Origin of the sequence: Rhodococcus sp. C-2 (assembly GCF_027854095.1) — a bacterium.
Classification (GTDB): Bacteria; Actinomycetota; Actinomycetes; order Mycobacteriales; family Mycobacteriaceae; genus Rhodococcus_F; species Rhodococcus_F qingshengii.
Window position 1 is genome coordinate 82,555 of the sequence record NZ_JAQGFI010000006.1, and the last position, 23,128, is coordinate 105,682.

Annotated in this window: 22 protein-coding genes; 10 read left to right on the top strand and 12 right to left on the bottom strand. The window is 63.4% G+C overall.

From position 1 onward, the window contains the following. The first annotated feature begins 72 nt into the window (after positions 1 to 72). On the top strand, positions 73 to 570 hold the full coding sequence (locus tag PCS43_RS14205; protein ID WP_064444236.1) for a TetR/AcrR family transcriptional regulator: 498 nt from the start codon (positions 73 to 75) through the stop codon (positions 568 to 570). Here PCS43_RS14205 and PCS43_RS14210 read toward each other — a convergent pair. The 4 genes from PCS43_RS14210 to PCS43_RS14225 all read right to left on the bottom strand — a co-directional run bounded on the left by PCS43_RS14210 (position 567) and on the right by PCS43_RS14225 (position 5,200). Continuing rightward, complete coding sequence (locus PCS43_RS14210) at positions 567 to 2,375, bottom strand: ABC-F family ATP-binding cassette domain-containing protein (protein ID WP_003946255.1); 1,809 nt, start codon at positions 2,373 to 2,375, stop codon at positions 567 to 569. The two genes, PCS43_RS14205 and PCS43_RS14210, sit on opposite strands and share 4 nt — an antisense overlap. Beyond that, positions 2,375 to 3,310 carry a 4-(cytidine 5'-diphospho)-2-C-methyl-D-erythritol kinase gene (locus PCS43_RS14215; protein WP_030536307.1) on the bottom strand — a complete coding sequence of 312 codons (936 nt, stop codon included), beginning with the start codon at positions 3,308 to 3,310 and terminating at the stop codon, positions 2,375 to 2,377. Before PCS43_RS14215 ends, PCS43_RS14210 begins: the two co-directional genes overlap by 1 nt. 81 nt (positions 3,311 to 3,391) lie before the next feature. Then, the gene (locus PCS43_RS14220) at positions 3,392 to 4,168 is read right to left on the bottom strand and encodes an ABC transporter permease (RefSeq protein WP_209909560.1); all 777 of its coding nucleotides are present in this window, start codon (positions 4,166 to 4,168) and stop codon (positions 3,392 to 3,394) included. Positions 4,169 to 4,204: 36 nt separating this feature from the next. Beyond that, positions 4,205 to 5,200 (bottom strand): ABC transporter ATP-binding protein, encoded by a 996-nt coding sequence (locus PCS43_RS14225; RefSeq protein ID WP_081377543.1) that lies wholly within the window; start codon positions 5,198 to 5,200, stop codon positions 4,205 to 4,207. A gap of 96 nt (positions 5,201 to 5,296) precedes the next feature. Between PCS43_RS14225 and PCS43_RS14230 the strand changes: the two genes are divergently transcribed. After that, the gene (locus PCS43_RS14230) at positions 5,297 to 6,265 is read left to right on the top strand and encodes a helix-turn-helix transcriptional regulator (RefSeq protein ID WP_003946249.1); all 969 of its coding nucleotides are present in this window, start codon (positions 5,297 to 5,299) and stop codon (positions 6,263 to 6,265) included. A gap of 96 nt (positions 6,266 to 6,361) precedes the next feature. On the opposite strand, the gene PCS43_RS14235 is transcribed toward PCS43_RS14230, so the two are convergent. Then, the gene (locus tag PCS43_RS14235) at positions 6,362 to 6,565 is read right to left on the bottom strand and encodes a cold-shock protein (protein WP_003946232.1); all 204 of its coding nucleotides are present in this window, start codon (positions 6,563 to 6,565) and stop codon (positions 6,362 to 6,364) included. Positions 6,566 to 6,879: 314 nt separating this feature from the next. On the opposite strand from PCS43_RS14235, the gene PCS43_RS14240 reads away from it, so the two are divergent. The 3 genes from PCS43_RS14240 to PCS43_RS14250 are packed head-to-tail and all read left to right on the top strand — an operon-like array spanning position 6,880 to position 10,272. Continuing rightward, a complete protein-coding gene (locus tag PCS43_RS14240) occupies positions 6,880 to 7,089 on the top strand; it encodes a heavy-metal-associated domain-containing protein (protein WP_003946267.1) in 210 nt (69 codons plus the stop codon). Positions 7,090 to 7,096: 7 nt separating this feature from the next. Then, a complete protein-coding gene (locus PCS43_RS14245) occupies positions 7,097 to 8,011 on the top strand; it encodes a hypothetical protein (RefSeq protein ID WP_007729015.1) in 915 nt (304 codons plus the stop codon). Further along, complete coding sequence (locus tag PCS43_RS14250; protein ID WP_007729016.1) at positions 8,011 to 10,272, top strand: heavy metal translocating P-type ATPase; 2,262 nt, start codon at positions 8,011 to 8,013, stop codon at positions 10,270 to 10,272. Before PCS43_RS14245 ends, PCS43_RS14250 begins: the two co-directional genes overlap by 1 nt. A 58-nt stretch (positions 10,273 to 10,330) precedes the next feature. On the opposite strand, the gene rsmA is transcribed toward PCS43_RS14250, so the two are convergent. From rsmA to PCS43_RS14265, 3 genes are read right to left on the bottom strand one after another with little or no spacing between them, the layout of a single operon-like run. Then, positions 10,331 to 11,230: a 16S rRNA (adenine(1518)-N(6)/adenine(1519)-N(6))-dimethyltransferase RsmA gene (gene rsmA / locus PCS43_RS14255; protein ID WP_003946263.1), complete on the bottom strand. Its 900-nt coding sequence runs from the start codon at positions 11,228 to 11,230 to the stop codon at positions 10,331 to 10,333. Between the two features lie 9 nt (positions 11,231 to 11,239). Then, positions 11,240 to 12,367 carry a resuscitation-promoting factor gene (locus PCS43_RS14260; protein ID WP_007729017.1) on the bottom strand — a complete coding sequence of 376 codons (1,128 nt, stop codon included), beginning with the start codon at positions 12,365 to 12,367 and terminating at the stop codon, positions 11,240 to 11,242. A gap of 31 nt (positions 12,368 to 12,398) precedes the next feature. Then, on the bottom strand, positions 12,399 to 13,523 hold the full coding sequence (locus PCS43_RS14265) for a resuscitation-promoting factor (RefSeq protein ID WP_042921286.1): 1,125 nt from the start codon (positions 13,521 to 13,523) through the stop codon (positions 12,399 to 12,401). A 236-nt stretch (positions 13,524 to 13,759) separates the two neighbouring features. Here PCS43_RS14265 and PCS43_RS14270 point away from each other — a divergent pair, with 236 nt between their 5' ends. Both PCS43_RS14270 and PCS43_RS14275 read left to right on the top strand, forming a co-directional pair. After that, positions 13,760 to 15,208 (top strand): amino acid ABC transporter substrate-binding protein/permease, encoded by a 1,449-nt coding sequence (locus PCS43_RS14270; RefSeq protein ID WP_003946214.1) that lies wholly within the window; start codon positions 13,760 to 13,762, stop codon positions 15,206 to 15,208. Then, on the top strand, positions 15,205 to 15,972 hold the full coding sequence (locus PCS43_RS14275) for an amino acid ABC transporter ATP-binding protein (RefSeq protein ID WP_003946239.1): 768 nt from the start codon (positions 15,205 to 15,207) through the stop codon (positions 15,970 to 15,972). Before PCS43_RS14270 ends, PCS43_RS14275 begins: the two co-directional genes overlap by 4 nt. 36 nt (positions 15,973 to 16,008) lie before the next feature. On the opposite strand, the gene PCS43_RS14280 is transcribed toward PCS43_RS14275, so the two are convergent. The 3 genes from PCS43_RS14280 to PCS43_RS14290 form a co-directional block, all read right to left on the bottom strand. Further along, complete coding sequence (locus PCS43_RS14280) at positions 16,009 to 16,434, bottom strand: DUF6578 domain-containing protein (RefSeq protein WP_073512741.1); 426 nt, start codon at positions 16,432 to 16,434, stop codon at positions 16,009 to 16,011. Next, the gene (locus PCS43_RS14285) at positions 16,431 to 16,814 is read right to left on the bottom strand and encodes a DUF6578 domain-containing protein (RefSeq protein ID WP_064443912.1); all 384 of its coding nucleotides are present in this window, start codon (positions 16,812 to 16,814) and stop codon (positions 16,431 to 16,433) included. Before PCS43_RS14285 ends, PCS43_RS14280 begins: the two co-directional genes overlap by 4 nt. A gap of 76 nt (positions 16,815 to 16,890) precedes the next feature. Further along, a complete protein-coding gene (locus PCS43_RS14290) occupies positions 16,891 to 17,718 on the bottom strand; it encodes a TatD family hydrolase (RefSeq protein ID WP_209909563.1) in 828 nt (275 codons plus the stop codon). A 21-nt stretch (positions 17,719 to 17,739) separates the two neighbouring features. Here PCS43_RS14290 and metG point away from each other — a divergent pair, with 21 nt between their 5' ends. Together metG and PCS43_RS14300 are read left to right on the top strand one after the other, a co-directional pair. Next, on the top strand, positions 17,740 to 19,338 hold the full coding sequence (gene metG, locus PCS43_RS14295; protein WP_162113684.1) for a methionine--tRNA ligase: 1,599 nt from the start codon (positions 17,740 to 17,742) through the stop codon (positions 19,336 to 19,338). Between the two features lie 150 nt (positions 19,339 to 19,488). Beyond that, the gene (locus PCS43_RS14300; protein WP_209909566.1) at positions 19,489 to 20,667 is read left to right on the top strand and encodes a DUF2786 domain-containing protein; all 1,179 of its coding nucleotides are present in this window, start codon (positions 19,489 to 19,491) and stop codon (positions 20,665 to 20,667) included. Here PCS43_RS14300 and rsmI read toward each other — a convergent pair. Further along, entirely contained in the window at positions 20,664 to 21,494 is an 831-nt protein-coding gene (gene rsmI / locus PCS43_RS14305) for a 16S rRNA (cytidine(1402)-2'-O)-methyltransferase (protein WP_003946264.1), read from the bottom strand. The genes PCS43_RS14300 and rsmI overlap by 4 nt on opposite strands. 74 nt (positions 21,495 to 21,568) lie before the next feature. Here rsmI and PCS43_RS14310 point away from each other — a divergent pair, with 74 nt between their 5' ends. Continuing rightward, positions 21,569 to 23,077 carry a dolichyl-phosphate-mannose--protein mannosyltransferase gene (locus PCS43_RS14310; RefSeq protein ID WP_003946230.1) on the top strand — a complete coding sequence of 503 codons (1,509 nt, stop codon included), beginning with the start codon at positions 21,569 to 21,571 and terminating at the stop codon, positions 23,075 to 23,077. The last annotated feature ends 51 nt before the right edge of the window (positions 23,078 to 23,128 follow it).

Genomic DNA, 23,128 nt, shown 5'->3' on the forward strand with positions numbered 1-23,128 from the left:
GACCCACCGGCCACTTCTCCGTGCGGAGAAATTCTCCAAGCGGAGAAGAGGATATCACGGTATCTTCTCTGCGTGGAGAAATCGACTCGAGAAGCACTTCTGGACGCCGGGCTCGACCTGCTGGGCCGGGTTGGGTTTCGAGCCTGGTCGATGAGAGGCGTCGAAGACGAGGCGGGCGTGCCACACGGCAGCGCACGGCACTACTTCGCAAACCAGCGTGGACTGATAGTCGAGGTGGTGCGACACCTTCTGGACGGTGATCTTCCTCGCCCGGGCGAGACGCCGAAGCAACAGGTGGCCCGGTGGCTGGGGCCTGAATCCGGCCGCACTCGGGCGCGTTACGAACTGATCATCGCGTCATTCCACGATCCCGACCTCGCAGTGGAACTGGTGCGTGGTCGGGATCGGTTTGTCGACATCCTGGTCGAACGCGGCATGACCTCGTCCGATGCAACGGAGTTGGTCGCAGCACTGGACGGGCTCGTTCTGGACGCACTGCTGCGCAGGCATGCTCCGGAAACCCTGGATCCCGAGCGAATCTTCAAGAGGTTCGGGGCGAAGTTCCCCTAGCCGTCCAGCTCGGCGAAGAGCTCCATCCACTGCTCTTCGGCGGCTTCCTTGTCGGCGATGACCTGCTTGAGTTCTGCGCCGAGTTTCTGCAACTTGTCCGGGTCGGTGGCTGCGTCGGCGAGGGAAGCGTGCAGCTTCTTCTCTCGGTCGTCGAACTTCGCAATGGACCGCTCGAGCTTCGAAAGTTCCTTGCGTGCAGCGCGATCCGCGGCGCCGTCACGGACCTGCTTGCTCTTCGACGCACCACTCGCCGTCGAGGCCACCGACGGGTTGTCGCCATCCCCCATTGCTGCGCGCCGACGCAGGTAGTCCTCGATACCGCCGGGCAGGTTGGTGAGCTTGCGGTCACCGAAGAGCGCCCAAGTGGTGTCACAGATGCGCTCGATCAGGTACCGGTCGTGCGAGATGACCACCATGGTGCCCGCCCAGCCGTCGAGCAGATCTTCGAGTTGCTGAAGCGTGTCGATGTCGAGATCGTTGGTCGGCTCGTCGAGAAGCAGGACGTTGGGCTCGGCCATGAGGACACGCGTCAACTGCAGACGTCGGCGCTCACCACCGGAGAGATCACCGACTGGGGTGCGCTGACGCGCCGGTGTGAAGCCCAACCGCTCAGCCAGCTGACCCGCCGATACTTCCTTGTCTCCCAGCGTGATTCGCTCGGCTACATCCTTGACCGCGTCAAGTACGCGCATGTCGGTCGGTAGATCGTCGAGTTCCTGCTTGAGCCAACCGATGTGGACGGTCTGCCCCTGAATGCGCTTTCCGGCGGCAGGCTCGAGTTCGCCGGCCAGAGTCCGCAGCAGAGTCGTCTTGCCTGAGCCGTTGACGCCGACCAGGCCGACACGCTCACCCGGAGCGAGACGCCAGGTCAGATCCTCGACGAGTACGCGGCCGTCCGGGGTCTCCAGACGCGCGTCTTCGAGTTCGATGACAACCTTGCCGAGCCGACGCTGCGCGAACGACGCAAGAGCGACCGCGTCACGAGGTGCCGGAACGTCGGCGATCAGAGCCTCTGCGGCTTCGATGCGGTACTTCGGCTTGGACGTACGGGCCGGCGCACCGCGGCGCAGCCATGCGAGTTCTTTGCGCGCAAGGTTGCGTCGACGCTCTTCGGAAGCGTCAGCCTGACGCGAACGCTCGGCGCGAGCGAACACCCAGTCGTTGTAGCCACCCTCGTAGCTTTCGACGCCGCCGCCGACAACCTCCCAGGTGCGGGTGGCGACGGTGTCGAGGAACCAGCGATCGTGGGTCACGACGACGAGCGCGCTGCGACGCGAGACGAGGTGCTCGGCCAACCACTGAACACCTTCGACGTCGAGGTGGTTGGTGGGCTCGTCGAGCACCAGCAGGTCGAGGTCCTGAACCAGGGCCGCAGCGAGAGCCACGCGGCGACGCTCACCGCCGGACAGGCCGTCGACCTTGGCATCCAATGCGGACCGCTCGCCGCCGGCGCCCAGGTTGTCGATGCCGATACCCGAGAGCACCGAACGGATGCGCGCGTCGCCGGCCCATTCGTGTTGCGCCACTCCGAGCGGCCCCAGGACCACTTCACCGACAGTGGAGCCGGGAGGCAGTACACCGCGCTGCGTCACGACGGCCATACGCAATCCGCCGACGCGGCTGACGCGTCCCGAATCCGGCTGCTCCACACCCGCGAGGACTTCGAGCATGGTCGTCTTACCGCCACCGTTGAGGCCGACGACGCCGATGCGCTCGCCCTCCTCGACGCCCAGGGAGACCCCGTCGAGCAACGGCTTGACGCCGAAAGACTTCGACACGTTTTCCAGATTGATCAGATTCGCCATCAGTGCTGTCCCTTTGCCGCATTGTCGAGTATTCGTGCTCCGGGAACGGGTCCGCTCGCCACGCGAACGGTGCGGCACACCCCCGCTCCCGCAAGTTCTGCGCTCACTTCCACCGCGGACTGTGCGTCGGCGCAGAGAAAGGCGCATGTCGGTCCGGAGCCGGAGACGATGCCGGCCAAAGCTCCGGCTTCGACGCCCGCTCGAAGCGTCCGTCGTAGATCCGGGTTGAGTGAGAGTGCCGCAGCCTGCAGATCGTTGCCGAGCAGCGACGCAAGCAGATGAGCGTCACCCGTGGTCAGTGCCTGGATCAACGCATCGGCGCTCCCCAACCGTTTCGGGGAGCCTTCTGCCCGCAGCTTGTCCAGCTCGCGGAACACGACTGGTGTGCTCAAGCCGCCCTTGGCCAGCGCCAACACCCAGTGAAAAGTGTGGCGGGTCAAGACGGGGACAAGTTGTTCGCCGCGGCCGGTTCCGAGGGCAGTGCCACCGTGCAGCGAGAACGGAACGTCACTCCCGAGGCGTGCCGCAAAAGCGTCGAGATCAGGCCGCGAGAAGTCGAGCTTCCACAAAGCGTTGAGCGCAACCAAAGCGGCGGCTGCGTCGGCACTCCCGCCGGCCATTCCGCCTGCGACGGGGATGCCTTTCTCGATGACTATCTCGACGTTCGGGGCCACGCCACCCTCGACGGCGAGCATCTCGGCGGCACGCCACACGAGGTTGGTGCGATCGGTCGGCACGGCCGCGGCGTCGTCGCCGATCACCCGCACGGTCAAGGTGTCCGCAGGCGCCACCGTGAGGGTGTCTGCCAGCGACAATGCCTGAAAAACCGTCGTCAGCTCGTGATAGCCGTCGTCTCGCAGGTCCCCGACGGCAAGGTGGAGATTCACCTTGGACGGGGCCCGGACGACTACGGGGCGTGGAACGACGGAGAGCACAAGGAACAACAATAGGCGCTGCGAACACCTGGGCGAAAACCTGCGACCGCAGCAGCCCGTCCGACAGCCAGCACACCCACGCTATTTCACCGCGCGCACACCTACGCCCAGACCGACCACCGCCACGCCCAAGGCGCCGACGATTCCTGCCAGAACGCTGCTCGACGCGAAGTCTCCGGCAAAGAGTGCCCGCTCGGCGTCTACGACGTAGCCGAGCGGATTGATGTTCACGAGGACCTTCATCCAACCTGGTGCGTCCTCGAGTGGAAGCATGGTTCCCGACAGGATCAGGAGCGGGAACATCAGCGTCTGCTGAACGACCCAGAACATCCAATCCTGCTCCCGCACAGCCAGAGCGAGAGCGTACGAGAGCGCACCGAGTCCGACGCCGAACACTCCCAGCAGGACTATCCCGAGCGCGGCTCCCGCTGCATTGACGTCCAATCCGAGCGGAAGTGCGACCAGAATGATCAGAATCGCCTGCGCGGCAAGCGGAACCATCTCCTTGCACGCTCGCCCGATCAACAAGGACGAGCGTCGGAGCGGAGTCACCAACATTCGCTCGTGCGATCCCTGCTGCATCTCCATCAGGAGGTTGGACCCGGTCATCGTCGTTCCGAAGATCGCGATCATCACCAACACACCGGGAATGAACCAATTCCATACGCCGTCACCGGTACCCGGAACCCCTTTGAGCAGAGGCCCGAACAACGCCAACAGGATCAGCGGCTGGATGAGGCTGAAGATGACGCTTACCGGGTCGCGCAACATCGGTCGTAGCTCACGGCCCATCACGATTACGCTGTCTCGAACGATGTTGCCGTGCACGGTACGTGGGGTATCGAGTGTGATTGTCATGGCGGATTCCTGTTCGTCGAAGTTCTTTGTCGTGTTTCAGGAAGCGACCGCAGCGGCGCTCTCGCGCAGACTGCGACCGGTGAGAGTGAGGAAGACGTCGTCGAGAGTCGGCCTGGTGATGTCGGCAGTGAGTGCGCGGGCGCCGCGGGCATCGGCTTCACGCAGCAATACCGGGAGCGTCGAATCACCCTCGCCGGCACGGATACTCACCGAGTTTGCCTCGACCGTGACGTCACGCACAGTGACAAGTCGCTCGGCCACCGACGCTGCGACGGCGGCCGCCTCGACGCTGTCGAAGGTGAGCAGAAGATGATCCCCCGCAAGATCCGCTTTGAGTGCAGCGGCGGTGTTGTCCGCGATGACAGTGCCCTCGTCGATGACGATGACCCGCTCCGCCATCGAATCCGCTTCTTCCAGGTAGTGCGTGGTCAGCACGATCGTGGTGCCCATCTCGCGCCGCAACCGCAGGATGTGGTCCCAGAGGTTGGCCCGACTCTGCGGGTCCATGCCCGTGGTCGGCTCGTCGAGGAACAGGAGTGGTGGGCGATGCACCAGGCCGAGGGCGATATCGAGCCGCCGGCGCTGCCCGCCGGACAGCGTACTGACCTTTCGAGTGCCCAACTCGGTGAGTTCGAGATCACGCAGCAATTCGTCGGCCCGGACCTGCGAGTCACCCTTGGGCATTCCGTAGCACAACCCCTGCGTCACCAACTCGTCGCGAACCCGCTGGTTGTGGCCGGCTCCGTTCCCCTGTCCGACGTATCCGAGGCTGGAGCGCACCTCGTTTCGTGCCGCAGCGATGTCGAATCCTGCGATTCGCGCGCTGCCGGACGTGGGCTCGAGCAAGGTGGTCAGCATGCGCAACGTCGTCGATTTTCCGGCACCGTTCGGCCCAAGCAAGGCAACCAACTCGCCCTCCGCTACGTCGAGAGTGACTCCCTTGACTGCTTCCACGAGCTTCTTGCCCTGGGCGAAGTGCTTGGTGAGCGCCTTCGTCTCGATCATCGGTCTGCCGTCGTTGATGCGACTCATGATGTGCCCCAATTTCTTCTCGACTGATCGGATGTGGACCAACCTAAATTCAATTGAGGACGCATTGGGTCCTAAATGTTTGGCAGACTTCTTCCCATGAAGGAGACATCGGCTCGCCTACTGCGGTTGCTGTCACTGCTCCAGACACGTCGAGACTGGTCCGGTGCCGAACTCGCAGACAAGCTCGCGATCACCCCGCGCACAGTTCGACGTGACGTGGACCGCCTCCGCGATCTCGGCTATCCGGTCGACGCGACAGTCGGAGTCGGTGGCGGATATCGCCTGGGTGCCGGCGCGGAGATGCCCCCGCTACAGCTCGATGACGAAGAAGTGCTCGCGGTGGCACTTTCACTGCAATCCGGAGCGACCGGCTCTGTGGTCGGCATCGGCGAGGCTTCGATGCGCGCGCTGGCGAAGCTGCGGCAGATCATGCCGTCGAGGCTGCGACACCGTCTGGAATCGCTGTCGATCGATGTCGTGCCACGCGAGCCCGCCGCGAGCGCAGTCGATGCGTCGGTACTGTCCGCCATCGCATCCGTATGCCACAACCACGAGCGATTGAGATTCGACTACAGCACTCACGACGGCACCCAGAGCCGGCGCGAGGTGGAACCGTACAGGCTCGTGCGGTCGGGTGTTCGGTGGTATCTGGTGGCTTGGGATCTGTCTCGCGAAGACTGGCGGTCGTTCCGCGTCGACCGGATGGAACCCAAGATCCCCACCGGCCCACGATTCGTGCCGCGGGAACTACCCGCCGGTGGTGCAGCAGACTTCGTTTCCCGCGGTGTCGCTCGGGCCTATTCCTCCACGCGCGCAACAGTTCTACTGCATGCACCCATCGAGCAGATAGCACCCATGGTCAACGAACAGTGGGGATCGGTGGAGTCCACCGACGAAGGGCGTTGCGTCATAGTGCTTTCGGGCACTTCTCTGCGATCGATCGCACACTGGCTCAGAGCTTTCGACGTCGATTTCACCGTTGTGAATCCACCTGAACTCCGCGAGGAATGCCGCACGATCGCGGCGGAAACGGCAGTCGCCACTCAGCGGTATCTCGATGCATGACAGCGTTTTTCACCCAAATACAACAAGACCCCAACTCCGAAGAGTTGGGGTCTTGTCAGTACGTCATGCGTCGGTTGCCCGACTCACATGGACGTCTTAGACGATGGTAACGCCGGTGGCCTGCGGGCCCTTGTTGCCCTGACCGATCTCGAACGCCACGCGCTGGTTCTCCTCGAGAGTGCGGAAGCCGCCACTCTGGATCTCGGAGTAGTGAACGAAGACGTCAGCACTGCCGTCTTCGGGAGCGATGAAGCCGAACCCCTTCTCGGAGTTGAACCACTTCACGATGCCCTCTGCCATGTAAATCTCCTCTAACACAGTGTCAACAGGCAGTCGCTTCGACCGCCCGGGTCACTTACTACGACCGTTCTGAGACAAATCCGTGGAGGATGTCCAAACGCTCGCAACCTAACCATTTGCGAGCGTGGAAACACAAACACAAACACTTACGACCACCACAAGTAGACCACACATCCGCCGTGTTGTCTTCCCTGAGGCCTTCATCACTGCCCAGCCCGTTGACAGGCATACCCCCTGGGGGTACCTTCGATTGCAGAGCGATACCTACACCGGGTATCCGTAAAATAAGCTTTCCACAACCGAAGGGATCTGCGATGACCACCGCCGAATACACCGTTTCCGGAATGACCTGCGGACACTGCGTCGGATCCGTCAAGGAAGAGATCGGCAACATCGCGGGAGTAACCGCGGTGGATGTCGAACTGGCGAGCGGACGCGTCGTCGTCACCAGCGATGCTCCCGTCTCCGCAGCCGACGTCGTCGCAGCAGTCGACGAAGCCGGCTACGCAGTCGTACCAAGCTGAGTCAGCCGTGCGCACCTCGACAACACTTGCCGCCTACGCCGTAGGGCTGGTCGCCGTCTTCGGCGCCGCCCTCGGCGTGGGGGCCGCAATCGGAAGCCCGATAGACATGTCCACCACCCAGCACAGCACCCACGAATCAACCACAGAATCGATGCCAGGCATGGATTCGGCAACACCTGCAGGACTCGAAGTCTCTTCCGGCGGATACACACTCACCGATGTGACCGCACCCGGTCGAGCTGGGGAGCCGGGAACCTTGACCTTCCGGATTCTCGACGACACCAACACGCCCGTCGTCGATTTCGACCTCCTGCACGAGAAGAAACTCCACCTCATTGTCGTCCGAAACGACACCAGCGAATTCCGCCACGTACATCCGTCCCTCGCTGCAGACGGCACCTGGTCGATCGACTGGGCCTGGCCCGCCGCCGGCACCTACCGAGTCTTCGCGGACTTCGATCCCACCGACGGCACCCAACTGACACTCGGCCGAAACTTCGACGTGGCAGGCGAATTCACTCCTGCGCCGCTACCTGCGAAGAGCGCGACCGCAACCGTCGACGGATACACCGTGACTCTCGACGGTGATCTGACCACTGCCGGCGGCCCGATCACGCTGAGCGTTGCTCGCGACGGAGCCCCGGTCACCGATCTCGATCCGTACCTCGGTGCCTTCGGTCACCTCGTTGCCCTGCGCACCGGCGACCTCGCCTACCTGCACGTGCACCCCGAAGGCGAGCCAGGCGACGGCGTCACAGCTCCTGGTCCGGACATTTCCTTCCACGCACAGGCACCGAGCGAAGGCACATACCGACTGTTCCTCGACTTCCAGCACGAGGGCGTGGTTCGGACCGCCGAATTCACTGTTGATGCAGGCACTTCCACAGCTTCAGTTCCAGACAATCACGAGGGAGGGCACTGATGACGTCACCGACTGCGGTCGACAATGCTGCCAACTCGAGCAGCGTCGAACTCGCGATCACCGGGATGACCTGCGCCTCCTGCGCGTCACGAATCGAGAAGAAGCTCAACAAGATCGACGGCGTCACAGCCACTGTCAACTACGCGACTGAGAAGGCCAAGGTCACCTTCCCGGACGGGGTACCCGTCGAAGATCTGGTCACTGCCGTCGAGAACGCCGGTTATTCCGCCGCGCTCCCCAAGCCGCCCAGCGCGCCGGACACCGTCGACCCGGATGCGGAAACCCCGCAGGATCGTGATCTGCGCGAGCTTCGTACCCGCCTGATCATCTCGACTCTTCTCTCCGTGCCGGTCATCGCTATGGCAATGATTCCTGCGCTGCAGTTCGACAACTGGCAGTGGCTCTCCCTCACACTGGCCGCACCGGTCATCGTGTGGGCGGCCCTCCCCTTCCACCGGGCTGCCTGGGTGAACCTGCGTCACGGCGCGGCCACGATGGACACGCTCATCTCGCTGGGCACCATCTCGGCCTTCGTCTGGTCGCTCTACGCACTGTTCTTCGGCACTGCGGGCGAAGCCGGTATGAAGCACGCCTTCCGGCTGACGGTCGACCGGATGGACGGCAGCGCCAACATCTACCTCGAAGTTGCCGCGGGCGTCATCACGTTCGTGCTGGCCGGACGCTACTTCGAGCACAAGTCCAAGCGCACGTCCGGCGCCGCACTACGCGCACTCATGGAGCTCGGTGCGAAAGACGTCGCGGTATTGCGCAACGGCGTCGAAGTACGAATCCCCGCCGAAGAACTGGCAGCGGGCGACTCCTTCATCGTCCGGCCCGGCGAGAAGATCGCCACCGACGGCATCATCACCGAGGGCCGCTCAGCCGTCGACATGAGCATGTTGACGGGTGAATCCGTGCCTGAGGAAGTCGGTGTCGGGGACACTGTCGTCGGCGCCACCGTCAACGTCGGTGGAACCTTGACCGTCGAGGCGACCCGGGTCGGGAGCGACACCCAACTCGCCCAGATGGCGGCACTGGTCGAAGACGCCCAGAACGGCAAGGCCGAAGTTCAGCGCCTCGCCGATCGGATCGCCGGTATCTTCGTACCGGTCGTCATCGCGATTGCCGTTGCGACACTGGGCTACTGGCTCGGCACCGGTAACCCTATCGAGATGGCCTTCACCGCTGCTGTCGCCGTGCTGATCATCGCGTGCCCCTGTGCCCTCGGATTGGCAACGCCCACAGCCCTGTTGGTGGGCACGGGTCGCGGAGCCCAGATGGGAATCCTCATCAAGGGACCCGAGGTGCTCGAATCGACGCGCGCAGTCGACACCGTCGTGCTCGACAAGACGGGAACCGTCACCACCGGTCAGATGACATTGCTGGACACCGTGGTGGGCGAAGGAACAACCGTCGACGAGGTCCTTCAGCTGGCGGGCGCACTCGAACATCGCTCCGAGCACCCCATCGCCGCAGCGATCGCGAAGGGTGCGACCGAAGCCGTGGGCGAATTGCCTGCGGTCGAGGATTTCGTGAACGTCGCCGGGCGCGGCGTGCAGGGAATGGTCGACGGTCACGCCGTCGTCGCGGGCCGAGACGCGCTGCTCGCCGACTGGTCGATGCCGTTGCCGGAAAATCTCCGCGAGGCGAAGGCTGCAGCAGAGAAGGCCGGGCGCACCGCAATCGCGGTGGGCTGGGACGGCAAGGCGCACGGCATCCTCGTGATCGCCGACGCGGTCAAGGACACGAGCGCCAAAGCAATCGCGCAGTTGAAAGCACTCGGCCTCGAACCGGTTCTGCTGACCGGTGACAACGCCACCGTTGCTCGCACTGTCGCGGATCAGGTCGGGATCAGCACCGTCTTCGCCGAGGTCATGCCTGCGGACAAGGTCGACGCCGTCAAGAAACTGCAAGCGGAAGGACGCGTCGTGGCCATGGTCGGCGACGGCGTGAACGACGCGGCAGCCCTGGCTCAGGCCGATCTCGGCCTGGCGATGGGCACGGGTACCGACGTTGCGATCGAGGCCAGCGACATCACTCTGGTGCGAGGTGACCTGCGGTCGGCAGCCGATGCAATTCGACTGTCCCGCAAGACGCTCAAGACCATCAAGGGCAACCTGTTCTGGGCATTCGCCTACAACACGGCTGCGATCCCGCTGGCTGCGGCCGGCCTGCTCAACCCGATGCTCGCCGGTGCCGCAATGGCATTCAGCAGTGTGTTCGTGGTGAGCAACAGCCTGAGGTTGCGGCGGTTCAAATAAGGGGCAAGCCCCCTGTGCGCGGTTAGGGAGTCCCTGCACTCCTTAACCGCGCACGGGGCTATTCGCCTCCAGCCAGCCGAACGAAGGCTGCTGCGTCGAGCATCTCGCCACGCGTCTGAGGCTCGATACCGGCAGCGAGGAGCCGTCGTTCGGCCTCGGCAGGCGAACCTGCCCAACCGCTGAGAGCGGCACGCAAAGTCTTGCGGCGCTGTGCGAACGCGGCGTCGATCGCCGCAAAAACCTGCTTGCGGTGCTTCTCGTCCATCGGCCACGGCGGCTCCGCGTACCGATCGATACGAACCAGTCCTGATTCGACCTTCGGCACCGGCCAGAACACGTTGCGTCCGACGGCACCGGCGCGGCGAACCTCGCCGAAGAAGTTGGCCTTGACGCTGGGAACGCCGTAGATCTTGCTTCCCGGATCAGCCGCCAGGCGATCGGCAACCTCGGCTTGCACCATCACGAGTGCGGTCCGCAGACTCGGAAGCGACGCGAACAGGTGCAACAGCACCGGCACCGCGACGTTGTACGGCAGGTTCGCAACCAGCGCGGTCGGCTCGCCGGGAATCTGTGAAGGCAGCACACGCATCGCGTCCGCTTCGACGACGGTCAGTCGATCGGCAAGCTCCGGCGCTCGCTCGGCCACCGTCTTCGGGAGGCGAGCCGCGAGGTTGGGATCGATCTCGACCGCGATCACACGATCGACGACGTCCATCAGCGCCATCGTCAGCGAACCGAGACCAGGCCCTACCTCGAGAACGACGTCGTCACGTGTCACGCCTGCCGTGGTGACGATGCGCCTCACGGTATTGGCGTCGTGAACGAAGTTCTGCCCCAACTGTTTCGTGGGCCGGACACCGAATTCCTCGGCAAGAGCGCGCACCTCGACCGGACCGAGCAGGGCTGCCTGCCCGCGCGGAGTAGCGATGGGTTCGTTCGATTGTTCGGCGTCTGACACCAGTAGAACTTATCCCAGTCCGAGGCGACCCGAGCACGACGGCCATGCGCCCCAGCCCTGAGTGCGCTGGGTCTGTGTCGCAATCGCGATCTGTTCTTCACGGGTGGCGAGGTCGGCGCGGGGCGCATACTTCAACCCGCCCTGTCGTTCCCAGGTGTTCTGATCGAACTGCACGCCGCCGTAGAAACCGTTGCCGGTGTTGATGGCCCAGTTACCGGTGGCCTCGCACTGTGCGAGCGCATCCCACGTCGAACCGTTCTCCACGGGCGGCACCTCGGTGCCCGGCTTCGTTCCGACACGCACGACCTTCGGCTGCGCCGGTGTGGTGATCGTCTCCGAGACCTGGGTACGTCCGGCTTCGACACCGTTGACGAGATTCACGGCGAACGTCACGTCACGCACGCCGGGCACGCCCGGGTTCTCGACGATCGTGCGACTCTGGTTCATCGTCGGATCCTCGATGCGCTGATCCGGCGGATCGAGCGGCAAGGTCTCGACCTTGTTCTCGGTGCGGTTGCGCGTCACCGTGACCTCCAGGCCCTCGGTCAGTGGAGCGTCGGCGGCGGGAACCACCGTGTCCGACTGCTCGAGCGGAGTGCCGTTGGCGGTAAGGAACTCCCCGACCGTCGGCGCCGCGATACGCACGTCTGCTGCCGCGTTTGCGCCGTCGACCAGTTTTGCGACGACCGGTGTCAGCACGTCGAGCGCGGCGCCGTCCAGCGGAAGACGCTGCGAGCGCGAAGCCGACACGTGCACATCCGCCGCGACGTCCAACTGCTTCAACGCGTCGTCGACGGTCAAGGCTGTGGTCCAGAGCTTCTGCGGCTGACCGTCGACCGTCAGCGTGATCTCACGGGCACGACGGAGCACCACGGTGTCGCCGTCGGACAGCGAAGCGTCGGCCGCGGGAGCAACTGCATCCTTGTCACCGATCGGGTAACCCGCGTCCTCGAGAGCGCCGTCGACGTTGGTCGACATGGTGCTCAGGCGAATCTGCTCACCGTCGACATCGAGAGTGATGGTCTTGTGCCGGACGACGGCCAGAACACCACCCACGAGAACCGTCAGGAGAAGAGCGGCGATCGCCGAGTACAACAACGGCGACCTGGTCGAGTTGATCTTGGCGAACGGTGACATCGGTTCCTGTGTTCTGTGAGGTGTAAGCGCGTCAGCGCAGGCCCAATTTGCTGGTGCAGGACGGCCAAGCACCCCAGCCCTGACCGGCGCGGACCTTCTCGCCGATCGCGATCTGCTGTTCACGTGATGCGAGGTCGGCGCGAGCTGCGTACTGACCGCCGCCGAATGCTTCCCAGGTGCTCTGGGTGAACTGAAGTCCTCCGTAGAAACCGTTGCCGGTGTTGATGGCCCAGTTTCCGGTCGCCTCGCACTGAGCAATGGCATCCCACGTCGACGCGTTGGACACAGCGGGAGCGGAAGCCTGCTTGGTACCGACCTTCACCACTGCTGCGACCGGTTCCTTGATCACGGTCGCGGACAGTTCGGTTCGTCCGGCCTCGACGCCGTTGACGGTCTTGACCTCGACAGTTGCCGTGCGCTCACCCGGAACACCCGGGTTCTCGACGACGGTCTTGTCCTTCTCTAGCTCGGGATCCTCGACCTTGTTCTCCGGCGGCGCGATCGGCTGCGTCTCGACGCGAGTGTCCGTGCGGTCGCGAGTGACCTGGATGGTCAGGCCGTTGGTAACGGGTGTGTCGGCGGTGGGAACCACCGAGTCGGCCTGCTCGAGCGGCGCATTCTTGGCCGCGAGAAGATCGCCGACGGTCACGGCGGCGAGCTTGACCTCCGCAGCGGGAGCGCCACCGTCGCTGACGCTGACGGTCTTCGGGCTGACGACGTCGAGCTCGGTCCGTTCGAGCGGCAGACGATGCGAGCGCGAAGCTGAGACTGCGAAGTCGTCGGAAACATCTACCTGCTTCAATGCCTCGTCGACCGTCAATGCGGTGGTCCAGATGGTGGTCGGCTGACCGTCGACGGTCAGAGCCAACTCACGGGCACGGCGCAGTACGACGGTATCGCCATCGGACAGGGAGGAATCGGCACTGGGTGCGAGCGCGTCCTTGGGATCGACCGGGTATCCGGCGTCCTCGAGAGCGGTACCGACGCTGCTCGACATCGTGGACAGCGAAATCATGTCGCCGTCGACATCGAGGGTGATCGTCTTGTGCCGAACCACGGCGAGCGCACCCCCGACGATGAGCGTCAGAAGCAACGCACCCACCACTGAATAGAGAAGTGGTGACTTCGTGGAGTTGATCTTGGCAAAAGGCGACACAGGAAATCCCAAGGCAGACGACGTTCGATCACAATACGGTAACGACCGAGCGTTGTATCGGCAACCAAATCACAACGAAATGCGACTTTTGTCACGGAACGGCAACGGCGTGTCGTGTGTTCTGCACTTTCCGGCTCCGATACCCGTGTATCGATTCAGCTCTGGGCGCAGTATGTTCTCGTCTGGTTCAAAGCAGTCCGGCGATCCCGGGCGCGACAGAAGAAAGCTGGGCGATAGTGCGAAGAAGATTCGACAGACCACGTAATGCCAGGTGGCCGATCCTGGCCATCCTGCTGGCGCTGATCGCAGCGCTGTTCGCCCCCGGAATCGCGAGCGCGCAACCCGGCCGCACCTACACGATCGCCACCGATCTGACATTCGCCCCGTTCGAATTCGAGAACGAAGACGGCAAACTCGTCGGCATCGACATCGACCTGCTCAATGCGATCGCCGAGGACCAAGGCTTCAAGGTCGACATCAAGCAGCTCGGCTTCGACGCTGCACTGCAGGCCGTGCAGGCCGGGCAGGCCGACGGCGTCATCGCGGGCATGTCCATCACCGACGCCCGCAAGCAGGTGTTCGACTTCTCCGACCCGTACTTCGAGTCGGGCGTGCAGATGGCGGTCCTCGAGACCGACAACGACGTGAAGTCGTACGAGGATCTGAGGGGCAAGCGCGTCGCCGTCAAGAACGGCACCGAGGGCGCCAGCTTCGCCGAGTCCATCAAGGACCAATACGGCTTCACCACAGTCTATTTCGCCGACTCCGCCAGCATGTACGACGAGGTCCGCACCGGGAACTCCGTCGCAGTCTTCGACGACTACCCCGTCCTCGCCTACGGCATCACACAGGGCAACGGCCTCAAGACGGTCACCGAAAAAGAGGTGGGCGCGAGCTACGGCTTCGCAGTCAACAAGGGCCAGAACGCCGAACTGCTCCAGATGTTCAACGCCGGACTGCAGAACCTGCGCGACGACGGCCAGTACGACGAAATCGTCTCGACCTACCTCGGTCAGGGCGCGTCGACGTCGGACAACTCCATCATCGGCTTGATCAAGAGCACCTACCCGCAGCTTCTCAAGGGCCTGTGGTTGACGATCGTTCTCTCGGTCGTCTCGATCGCGATCGCTCTGGTCCTAGGCGCGATCTTCGGTCTCTGCCGCGTGTCCACCAACATGTTCGTCCGAGGTATAGGCACGACCTACGTCGACATCTTCCGCGGCACACCGCTGTTGGTGCAGGCATTCTTCATCTACTTCGGCATCCCGGCAGCCCTGCATTTCCAGATGTCCGCCTTCACCGCAGGCATCATCACGCTCTCGCTCAACGCCGGCGCGTACATGGCTGAAATCGTCCGCGGCGGCATCCTGTCCGTCGACAAGGGACAGATGGAGGCGTCACGAAGCCTGGGCATCAGCTACATGAAGTCGATGCGAAAAGTCATCATGCCGCAGGCAATTCGCACGATGATCCCGTCGTACATCAACCAGTTCGTGATCACCCTCAAGGACACGTCGATCCTGTCGGTCATCGGACTCGCCGAGCTCACTCAGACAGGGCGCATCATCATCGCGCGCAACTTCCAGTCGTTCAACATGTGGCTGATCATCGGCGTCATGTACTTCATCATCATCATGGCGCTCACCAAGCTGTCGAACCGCCTCGAGAAGAGGATCAACAAGTGACCGAAACAGCCGTCAACATGGGCAAGTCCGCCACCGAGGTCAAGATTTCGGTCAAGGGACTGAAGAAGTCGTTCGGCGACAACGAGGTCCTCAAGGGCCTGGACGTCGACATCAAGAGCGGTGAAGTGGTCTGCGTCATCGGGCCTTCCGGTTCCGGCAAGTCGACCTTCCTGCGTTGCCTCAACCGCCTCGAAGACATCACCGCCGGATCCGTGCGCGTCGACCAGTTCGACCTCACGAACAAGGATGTCGACATCGACAAGGTGCGCCAGCACATCGGGATGGTGTTCCAGCACTTCAACCTGTTCCCCCACATGAGCGTCGTCGAAAACGTGATGCTCGCTCCGGTGCAGACCGGGCGATCGACCAAGGAGCAGGCTCGCGAGATCGCCGTCAAACTGCTCGGCCAGGTCGGCCTCGCGGAGAAGGCAGATGCCAAGCCCGCCAGCCTGTCCGGTGGGCAGAAGCAGCGCGTTGCCATAGCCCGCGCACTCGCGATGAGTCCGGACATCATGCTCTTCGACGAGGCCACCAGCGCCCTCGACCCCGAAATGGTGGGTGAGGTTCTGCAGGTGCTGCGCGACCTCGCCAAGCAGGGCATGACCATGGTCGTCGTGACCCACGAGATGGGCTTCGCCCGTGAGGTTTCCGACCGAGTCATCTTCATGGCCGACGGATACATCGTCGAAGAAGGTAAGCCGGAGAGTCTGTTCGGCAACCCCCAGCAGCAGCGCACCCAGGACTTCCTGGCGAAGGTTCTCTAGGGGCAAGCCCCCTGTGCGCCTTTTTGGTAGCGGGGACTACCGGAAAGGCGCACGGGTGGTGGCCAATTCGACGACCAGCCCGGTCTCGATCCGATTCTGCGGCTCGAAGTCGAAGTCGCCGAACCTTCGGAACCACCGAGGACTGGCCTCGACCCTTCGATAGGTCTCGCTACCTTCGACGGGCAACCACATGCGCGGACTTCCGACTTCCTCGTACGTCGTCGTGACCACGAGAATCCCGAGCACCACACCCGTGGTCACGACTCCAGACGCCGGCATCCCGCCGTGAACCCAACCGTCGAAATCGTCGTCCTGCGATCGCGGTGTCAATGTCCACGAGCATGGTTCACCGGCCACCGGAAACGGCCCGCAGCACTCGACTTCGACCGCGTCGACATGAACGCTGACGATCCGGACCGAAGAGTCGACCGGCGTCGGCTCAGTGAAGCTGTGCGCCCTCATCCCCTCGCGGGAAGAGCAAGCTCGACGACAACGGCCGTCTCCATCCAGCCACGACGACCGGCAACCAGCGACGACATTCCGCGAAAAGACCGTGGGGCCTTCTCGACTCGAACGTGATCGGTGCTTCCAGGTACCAATACCCAGTGCCTGGGTTCTTGTTCGACAAACTCGCCGCGCTCGAGTCGGATCGAGAGAACGATCCCGGCCGTAGGTTCCACGTCGTCGGGATAGATTCCTCCATGAACCGTCCCGTCGAACCACAGCGACTCACGTATGGGGTGCAAAGCCCACGCAGATTTTTCGCCGACCACCGGCAACGGTGCACAGCACTCGAATTCCCACGTTTCGATGCGGACTGTGACCACGTTGTAGTCATTCATCTGAATACTCCGCGCAGTAGACGGACCGGGACACGACGGTCCCGGGCGCGGAGTTACCTGTCAGACCACCATAGCGTCAGAGCTTGTAGACGCGCTCCGCTGTCGCCGTGGACGCTGCTGCCAGCGCCTGCGGATCCTCGCCGCGGATGTCTGCGAGTGCGCGCACCGTGTACGGCAGGCAGTACGACTCGTTGGGCGCACCGCGGAACGGGTGCGGCGTCAAGAACGGCGCATCCGTCTCGACGACCAGCTGATCCGAGGGCACCAACAGCGCGGCCTCACGCAGCGCCTTCGCATTCTTGAAACTCACGGTTCCCGAGAAACTCAACACGTAGCCCGCGTCGATGCACGCACGGGCCATCTCCGAATCCGAGGAGAAGCAATGGAACACCACGGTCTCCGGCGCGCCTTCCTCGTGCAGCACCCGCAGCAGGTCCTCATCGGCTTCGCGATTGTGAATCATCAGCGTCTTGCCGAGACGCTTCGCGAGGTCGATGTGCCACCGGAAACCGTCGACCTGCTCCTCGATGGTGGCGCACCCTTCGAGCTTGCCTGGCCAGTAGAGATCCAGCCCGGTCTCCCCCACCGCGACGACCCGCGGATCGGACGCCAACCGTTCTATCTCGGCTCTGGTATCGACATCGAGGACGTTCGCCCTGGTCGGATGGATTGCGACGGCTGCGTAAACCCTCGAATCCCAGTTCGCAGCGTCGACGGCAAAGCGTGCGGCATCAAGGTCGTCGGCCACCGTCACGACCCGTCCGACGCCGACGGCCTCGGCTCGATCGACAATTCCGGCCACGGTCGCAGCGTCGTGCGCACCACAGGCGTCGAGGTGCGTATGTGCGTCGATCAGAGGCGACAAGGGCTCAGGGGCATCGGGGGCGGGACGGTCTTTGCTCACGCCCGATAGAGTAAGCCCACCATGACTGTGCCTGCCTCACCCTCCCAGACCCCGCGCCCGGACTCCGCTGCCCCGGAAGGCGCGGAACGATCGCCGTTCTACATCACGACAGCGATCGCGTATCCCAACGGCGCTCCGCACATCGGCCACGCGTACGAGTACATCTCCTCGGACGCGCTCGCCCGCTTCAAGCGGTTGGACGGTCATGAAGTGTTCTTCATGACCGGCACCGACGAGCACGGTCTGAAGATGCAGCAGACAGCGATCAAAGAGGGCATCGACGTCCGCGAACTCGCGGCTCGGAACTCCGACGTGTTCCAGAACCTCGACAAGGTCCTGAACATCTCGTACGACCGGTTCATCCGCACCACCGACGCCGATCATCAGATCGCCAGCAAGGCGATCTGGGAAAAGATGGCCGCATCGGGCGACATCTACCTCGACACGTACTCGGGGTGGTATTCGGTTCGTGACGAGGCCTTCTACACCGAAGCCGAGACCACGCTTCTGGACGACGGCACCCGTCAGTCGACGGAGACCGGCACTCCGGTGGAGTGGACCGAGGAGTCCAACTACACCTTCCGTCTCTCGGCCTACGAGGACCGTTTGCTCGCTCTGTACGAAGAGCATCCCGAGTTCATTGCCCCCGCGACACGTCGCAACGAGATCGTCAGCTTCGTCAAGGGCGGCCTCAAGGACCTGTCGATCTCGCGCACCACGTTCGACTGGGGCGTCGAGGTTCCCGGAGACCCCGACCACGTCATGTACGTCTGGGTCGACGCACTCACCAACTACCTGACCGGCGTGGGCTATCCGAACGTCGACTCGGAGGAGTTCAAGAAGTTCTGGCCCGCGAGCCTGCACATCATCGGCAAGGACATCACACGGTTCCACACCGTGTACTGGCCGGCGTTCCTCATGTCTGCCGGCATCGAACTGCCGGAACGAGTCTTCGTCCACGGGTTCTTGTACAACAAGGGCGAGAAGATGTCGAAGTCGGTCGGCAACGTGGTCGATCCGATCGCGATGGTCGATCAGTACGGCCTCGACGCGGTCCGCTTCTTCCTGCTCCGCGAGATCTCGTACGGCCAGGACGGCAGCTACAGCCACGAAGCAATCGTGACTCGCATGAACGCCGACCTGTCCAACGAACTGGGCAACCTCGCGCAGCGTTCACTGACGATGGTCGCGAAAAACTGCGACGCCCAGGTCCCCACCCCCGGTGAGTTCACCGAGGACGACCTGGCGATGCTGGCGTCGGCGGATGCCTTGCTTGCCAAGTGCCGCAGCGAGTTCGACGTGCAAGCACTGCATCTCGCGTTGGAAGCCATCTGGGGCGTCCTCGGAGAGACCAACCGGTACTTCTCCAAGCAGGAACCGTGGGTTCTGCGCAAGACCGATCCGGCACGGATGGCAACGGTCCTCTACGTGACGATCGAAGTTGTCCGTATCGTCGGCCTTCTCGTTCAGCCCGTCATGCCCGACGCGGCGTCACGCATCCTCGATCTACTCGGTCAGAGCGAAGAGAACCGTCAGTTCACCGACATCGCGGTTCGCATCGACGCGAACCGGAAACTGCCTGCTCCGGCGCCAGTTTTCCCCCGCTTCGTCGAGGAATGAGCTAAGCGAGAGTGCCGCACGTGGGGTCCGAGATATCCGGTTACAGGCGGATGTGTCGGACCCCACGTGCACACTCCAGCCATGACGACGAATAGAACATACATTCGAACCAGCGCTTCGGCGCAGACACTGCCTTGGAACGGAGCACGGGTGTCCACTCAGGAGGTCAGCCCTCAATCCGTCTCTGCGGCGCAGGGTCTCGTCAGCGAACTGACGGCCGCCTACGAACGCGGATGGCAACCGGCGGATCTGATCCATCTGGCTCGCCGAAGCAAAGACGCGTCCGACGCCGATCTCGCTGCCACCACCATCCTGTTCGACGCGAACGCATCCCGCGCCTCCGATCGCGCTCCGCTCGAATGGGTGGGGCAGTTGCAGACAATCGGCGAGCAGTATCCGAAGTCTCGGCACATCGCTTCTCGAATCACCGTGGACGACGACGTTTTTCGCTCCCTCGCGGCCGGCCTTCTGTTCCAGGATCCCTACTTCCTCGTTTCGCAGATCGTCGACGTCGCGCGATCGTGGATGCGCCTACCTCAGTGGACGGTGTTGCTCGCGCCACCATCCACCTGGCCGTCGCAACGCACCGATACCAGCTATGCCGGCGTCGGCGATACCGAGGTCGACGCCAAGGTACTCAAGCGAATTCGTGGACTACTCGCCAAAGCGGAAGCAACCAACTTCGCGGAAGAAGCCGAGATTTTCACCGCGAAGGCCCAGGAGTTGATGACCCGGTACGCAATCGACTCCGCACTGCTCCACAGTCGCGCCGGGGTCACCGACACATCCGTCAATGCCCGACGCATTCACATCGAGAACCCGTACGTGAAGGAAAAGGTTCACCTCCTGACCGAGATCGGCGAATCGAATCGAGTCAGGACTGTCTGGTTCAGCGACATTGCACTCGCGACCGTCGTCGGCACTCCGGTCGACCTTCAGCAAGTCGACATGCTGTTCACTTCCCTGCTCGTACAGGCAACCCGTGCAATGCAATTCGCCGACTCGAGCAATCGTGGCGGCTCACGCACCACCTCGTTCCGCAAGGGATTCCTGGCCGGGTTCGCCAGCCGCATCGGACACCGCCTGCGTGACGCCGGCACCAAAGCCACCGCCGAAGCGGCCGACGCGGCATCGATGGACGTCGCGGATCTTCTGCCGATCCTCGCCACCACATCCGAGGCCGTCGACGCCGAATTCGATCGATTGTTCCCGACAACCCGCAAGACTCGCGGACGGTCCGTGGACGCCGAAGGCTGGCACGCCGGCCAGGCTGCAGCCGACGACGCCAACCTGCATCCCGGCGCACCCGCCGTGAACCGCTCCCGCTAGTCCTTTCGAGCGGCCAGGACCGTCTCGTACAACTCACGCTTGGAGACTCCGGCCGTTGCGACCAGAGCACACGCGTCCTTCAATCGTGCTCCCCCCTCGACCAGCCTTTCCACCTCGTCGACCAGATCGGCAGGATCAGATGCCACCAGCACTGCGCCTTCGAGCACCACCGTGATCTCACCGCGAACGCCCTCGGCGGCCCAAGCAGCTAACTCCCCGAGAGTGCCGCGCTTCACTTCCTCGTAGGTCTTGGTCAATTCCCGGCACACGGCTGCGCGGCGATTCGGCCCGAGCACTTCCACCGCATCTGCGAGGCAGTCGGCAAGGCGATGAGGCGCTTCGAAGAACACACACGCTCGCTGCTCGGTTGCCAAGGCAGAGAGCCACGTCTTGCGCTGCCCCTGCTTGCGCGGCGGGAACCCGTCGAAGCAGAACCGCTCGACGGGCAATCCGGAGAGTGCCAGCGCCGTCGTCACCGCCGACGGACCGGGCAAGCACGTGACGGCGAGGTTCTCGGCTACGCAGGCGGCGACAAGGCGATATCCGGGATCGCTGACCGACGGCATGCCCGCGTCCGTGACCAGCAGGACGGTCTTGCCTTCGGCGACGTCGGCGACCAGCGCGGGCAGCCGGGAAATCTCGACCTGATCGTAGAAACTGACGATCTTCCCGGTGATGGTTACCTCGAGCGCGGACGCCAGAGACTTGGTGCGTCGTGTGTCCTCCGCAGCAACGACGTCGGCGGTTGCGAGAGCAGACCGAAGACGCGGAGACGCGTCACCGACATCTCCCATGGGTGTTGCGGCGAGTACCAAGCGACCAGTCATACCTGACAGCCTACGATTGCCAGGTGACTGTGCAGACGGACGAGCGGCCAACGCCCGCCACGAGCGATCGGGTAATGCGTAGTCCCGGCCCGCTGGTACCGGATCCTGATTTCGGCCCGACCGACAGATTGCGCGGCTGGATCGTCACCGCTTTCGTCACCGCTATCGCGGCGATCACACGCTTCACGATGCTCGCCTACCCGACCGACGCCGGCACACCTGTCTTCGACGAGAAGCACTACGTTCCGCAGGGCTGGCAAGTTCTGACCGGTGGCGGCATCGAAGACAATCCCGGTTACGGATTGGTGGTACACCCGCCGATCGGTAAGCAGATGATCGCGATCGGCGAAGCACTCTTCGGTTACAACGGTTGGGGGTGGCGATTCTCGTCGGCCCTGGTCGGGACACTGATGGTCTTGCTAATCATCCGGATCGTGCGCCGCATGACGCGCTCCACGCTGATCGGCGCGATTGCCGGAATCCTGCTCATCGTCGACGGCGTCACCTTCGTCTCCTCACGCCTGGGGATGCTCGACATCTTCCTGGCTTTCTTCGTTCTCGCCGCCCTCGGATGCCTGGTGGTCGATCGCGACCAAGTCCGCGAACGGATGGCGAAGGTATACGAAGAGGGCCGAATCGGCGACTCTGCCTGGGGTCCGCGGCTGGGTTTCCGGTGGTGGAGGTTCGGCGCCGGCATCCTGCTCGGCCTGGCCTGCGGAACCAAGTGGTCCGGCATGTACTTCATTCTGTTCTTCGGATTGCTCAGTGTTGCCTTCGACCTGTCAGCGCGCCGCGCCTACCGCGTGCAGCGCCCATGGGTCGGCACTGCAGTTCGCGACATCGGGCCTGCTCTGTATGCGTTGGTGATCATTCCGCTCGGTGTGTACCTCGCTAGCTACTGGGCCTGGTTCACCAGCGAGACCGGCGTCGACCGTCACGCCGTCGGTAACGAGATCGGTGAGGGCGGCACGTGGAGCTTCATTCCCTCCGCGCTGCGCTCACTCTGGTACTACAGCGGAAACGTTCTCCAGTTCCACGCCGGTCTGACCAACTCCGCCGGAAACCACCACCCGTGGGAGTCGAAACCGTGGACGTGGCCGATGGGGCTACGACCGATGCTCTACTACTACGCCGACGGCGAGCAGGTCACCGGTTGCGGGGCCGCCAGCTGCGTCAAGGCCGTGATGCTGATCGGCACACCGGCGATGTGGTGGCTGGCCCTACCGATGTTGGCGTGGGCGATCTGGCAGACGTTCGTGCGCAGGGACTGGCGATACGCCGTGGTCCTGACGGGCTACGGTGCCGCTTACCTCCCGTGGTTCGCGACGCTCGACCGCCAGATGTACTACTTCTACGCAGTTGCACTCGCCCCGTTCATGGTCATGGGATTTGCGCTGGTCCTCGGCGATGTACTGGGCAAGGCGAGCGCGTCCGTCGAGCGTCGTACCACCGGACTTCTGGCAGTCAGTCTGTACATCGGTCTGGTCGTGGCCAACTTCGTCTACCTCTGGCCGATACTCACCGCCATGCCGATCACGCCGGAATCGTGGCAGAACCATCTGTGGTTGCCCAGCTGGAAATAACCGGACGACAAAAGGGGCACCGAACCGCAGTTCGGTGCCCCTTCACGGTTC

Bases quoted from the DNA above. Each gene is read 5' to 3' on its own strand.
- PCS43_RS14230 (WP_003946249.1), top strand. From the start codon at position 5,297: ATGAAGGAGACATCGGCTCGCCTACTGCGGTTGCTGTCACTGCTCCAG.
- PCS43_RS14260 (WP_007729017.1), bottom strand. From the start codon at position 12,367: ATGTCACCGTTCGCCAAGATCAACTCGACCAGGTCGCCGTTGTTGTAC.
- PCS43_RS14310 (WP_003946230.1), top strand. From the start codon at position 21,569: ATGCGTAGTCCCGGCCCGCTGGTACCGGATCCTGATTTCGGCCCGACC.
- PCS43_RS14220 (WP_209909560.1), bottom strand. From the start codon at position 4,168: ATGACAATCACACTCGATACCCCACGTACCGTGCACGGCAACATCGTT.
- metG (WP_162113684.1), top strand. From the start codon at position 17,740: ATGACTGTGCCTGCCTCACCCTCCCAGACCCCGCGCCCGGACTCCGCT.
- PCS43_RS14280 (WP_073512741.1), bottom strand. From the start codon at position 16,434: ATGAGGGCGCACAGCTTCACTGAGCCGACGCCGGTCGACTCTTCGGTC.
- PCS43_RS14235 (WP_003946232.1), bottom strand. From the start codon at position 6,565: ATGGCAGAGGGCATCGTGAAGTGGTTCAACTCCGAGAAGGGGTTCGGC.
- PCS43_RS14225 (WP_081377543.1), bottom strand. From the start codon at position 5,200: ATGAGTCGCATCAACGACGGCAGACCGATGATCGAGACGAAGGCGCTC.
- PCS43_RS14250 (WP_007729016.1), top strand. From the start codon at position 8,011: ATGACGTCACCGACTGCGGTCGACAATGCTGCCAACTCGAGCAGCGTC.
- rsmI (WP_003946264.1), bottom strand. From the start codon at position 21,494: ATGACTGGTCGCTTGGTACTCGCCGCAACACCCATGGGAGATGTCGGT.
- PCS43_RS14210 (WP_003946255.1), bottom strand. From the start codon at position 2,375: ATGGCGAATCTGATCAATCTGGAAAACGTGTCGAAGTCTTTCGGCGTC.
- PCS43_RS14285 (WP_064443912.1), bottom strand. From the start codon at position 16,814: ATGAATGACTACAACGTGGTCACAGTCCGCATCGAAACGTGGGAATTC.
- PCS43_RS14240 (WP_003946267.1), top strand. From the start codon at position 6,880: ATGACCACCGCCGAATACACCGTTTCCGGAATGACCTGCGGACACTGC.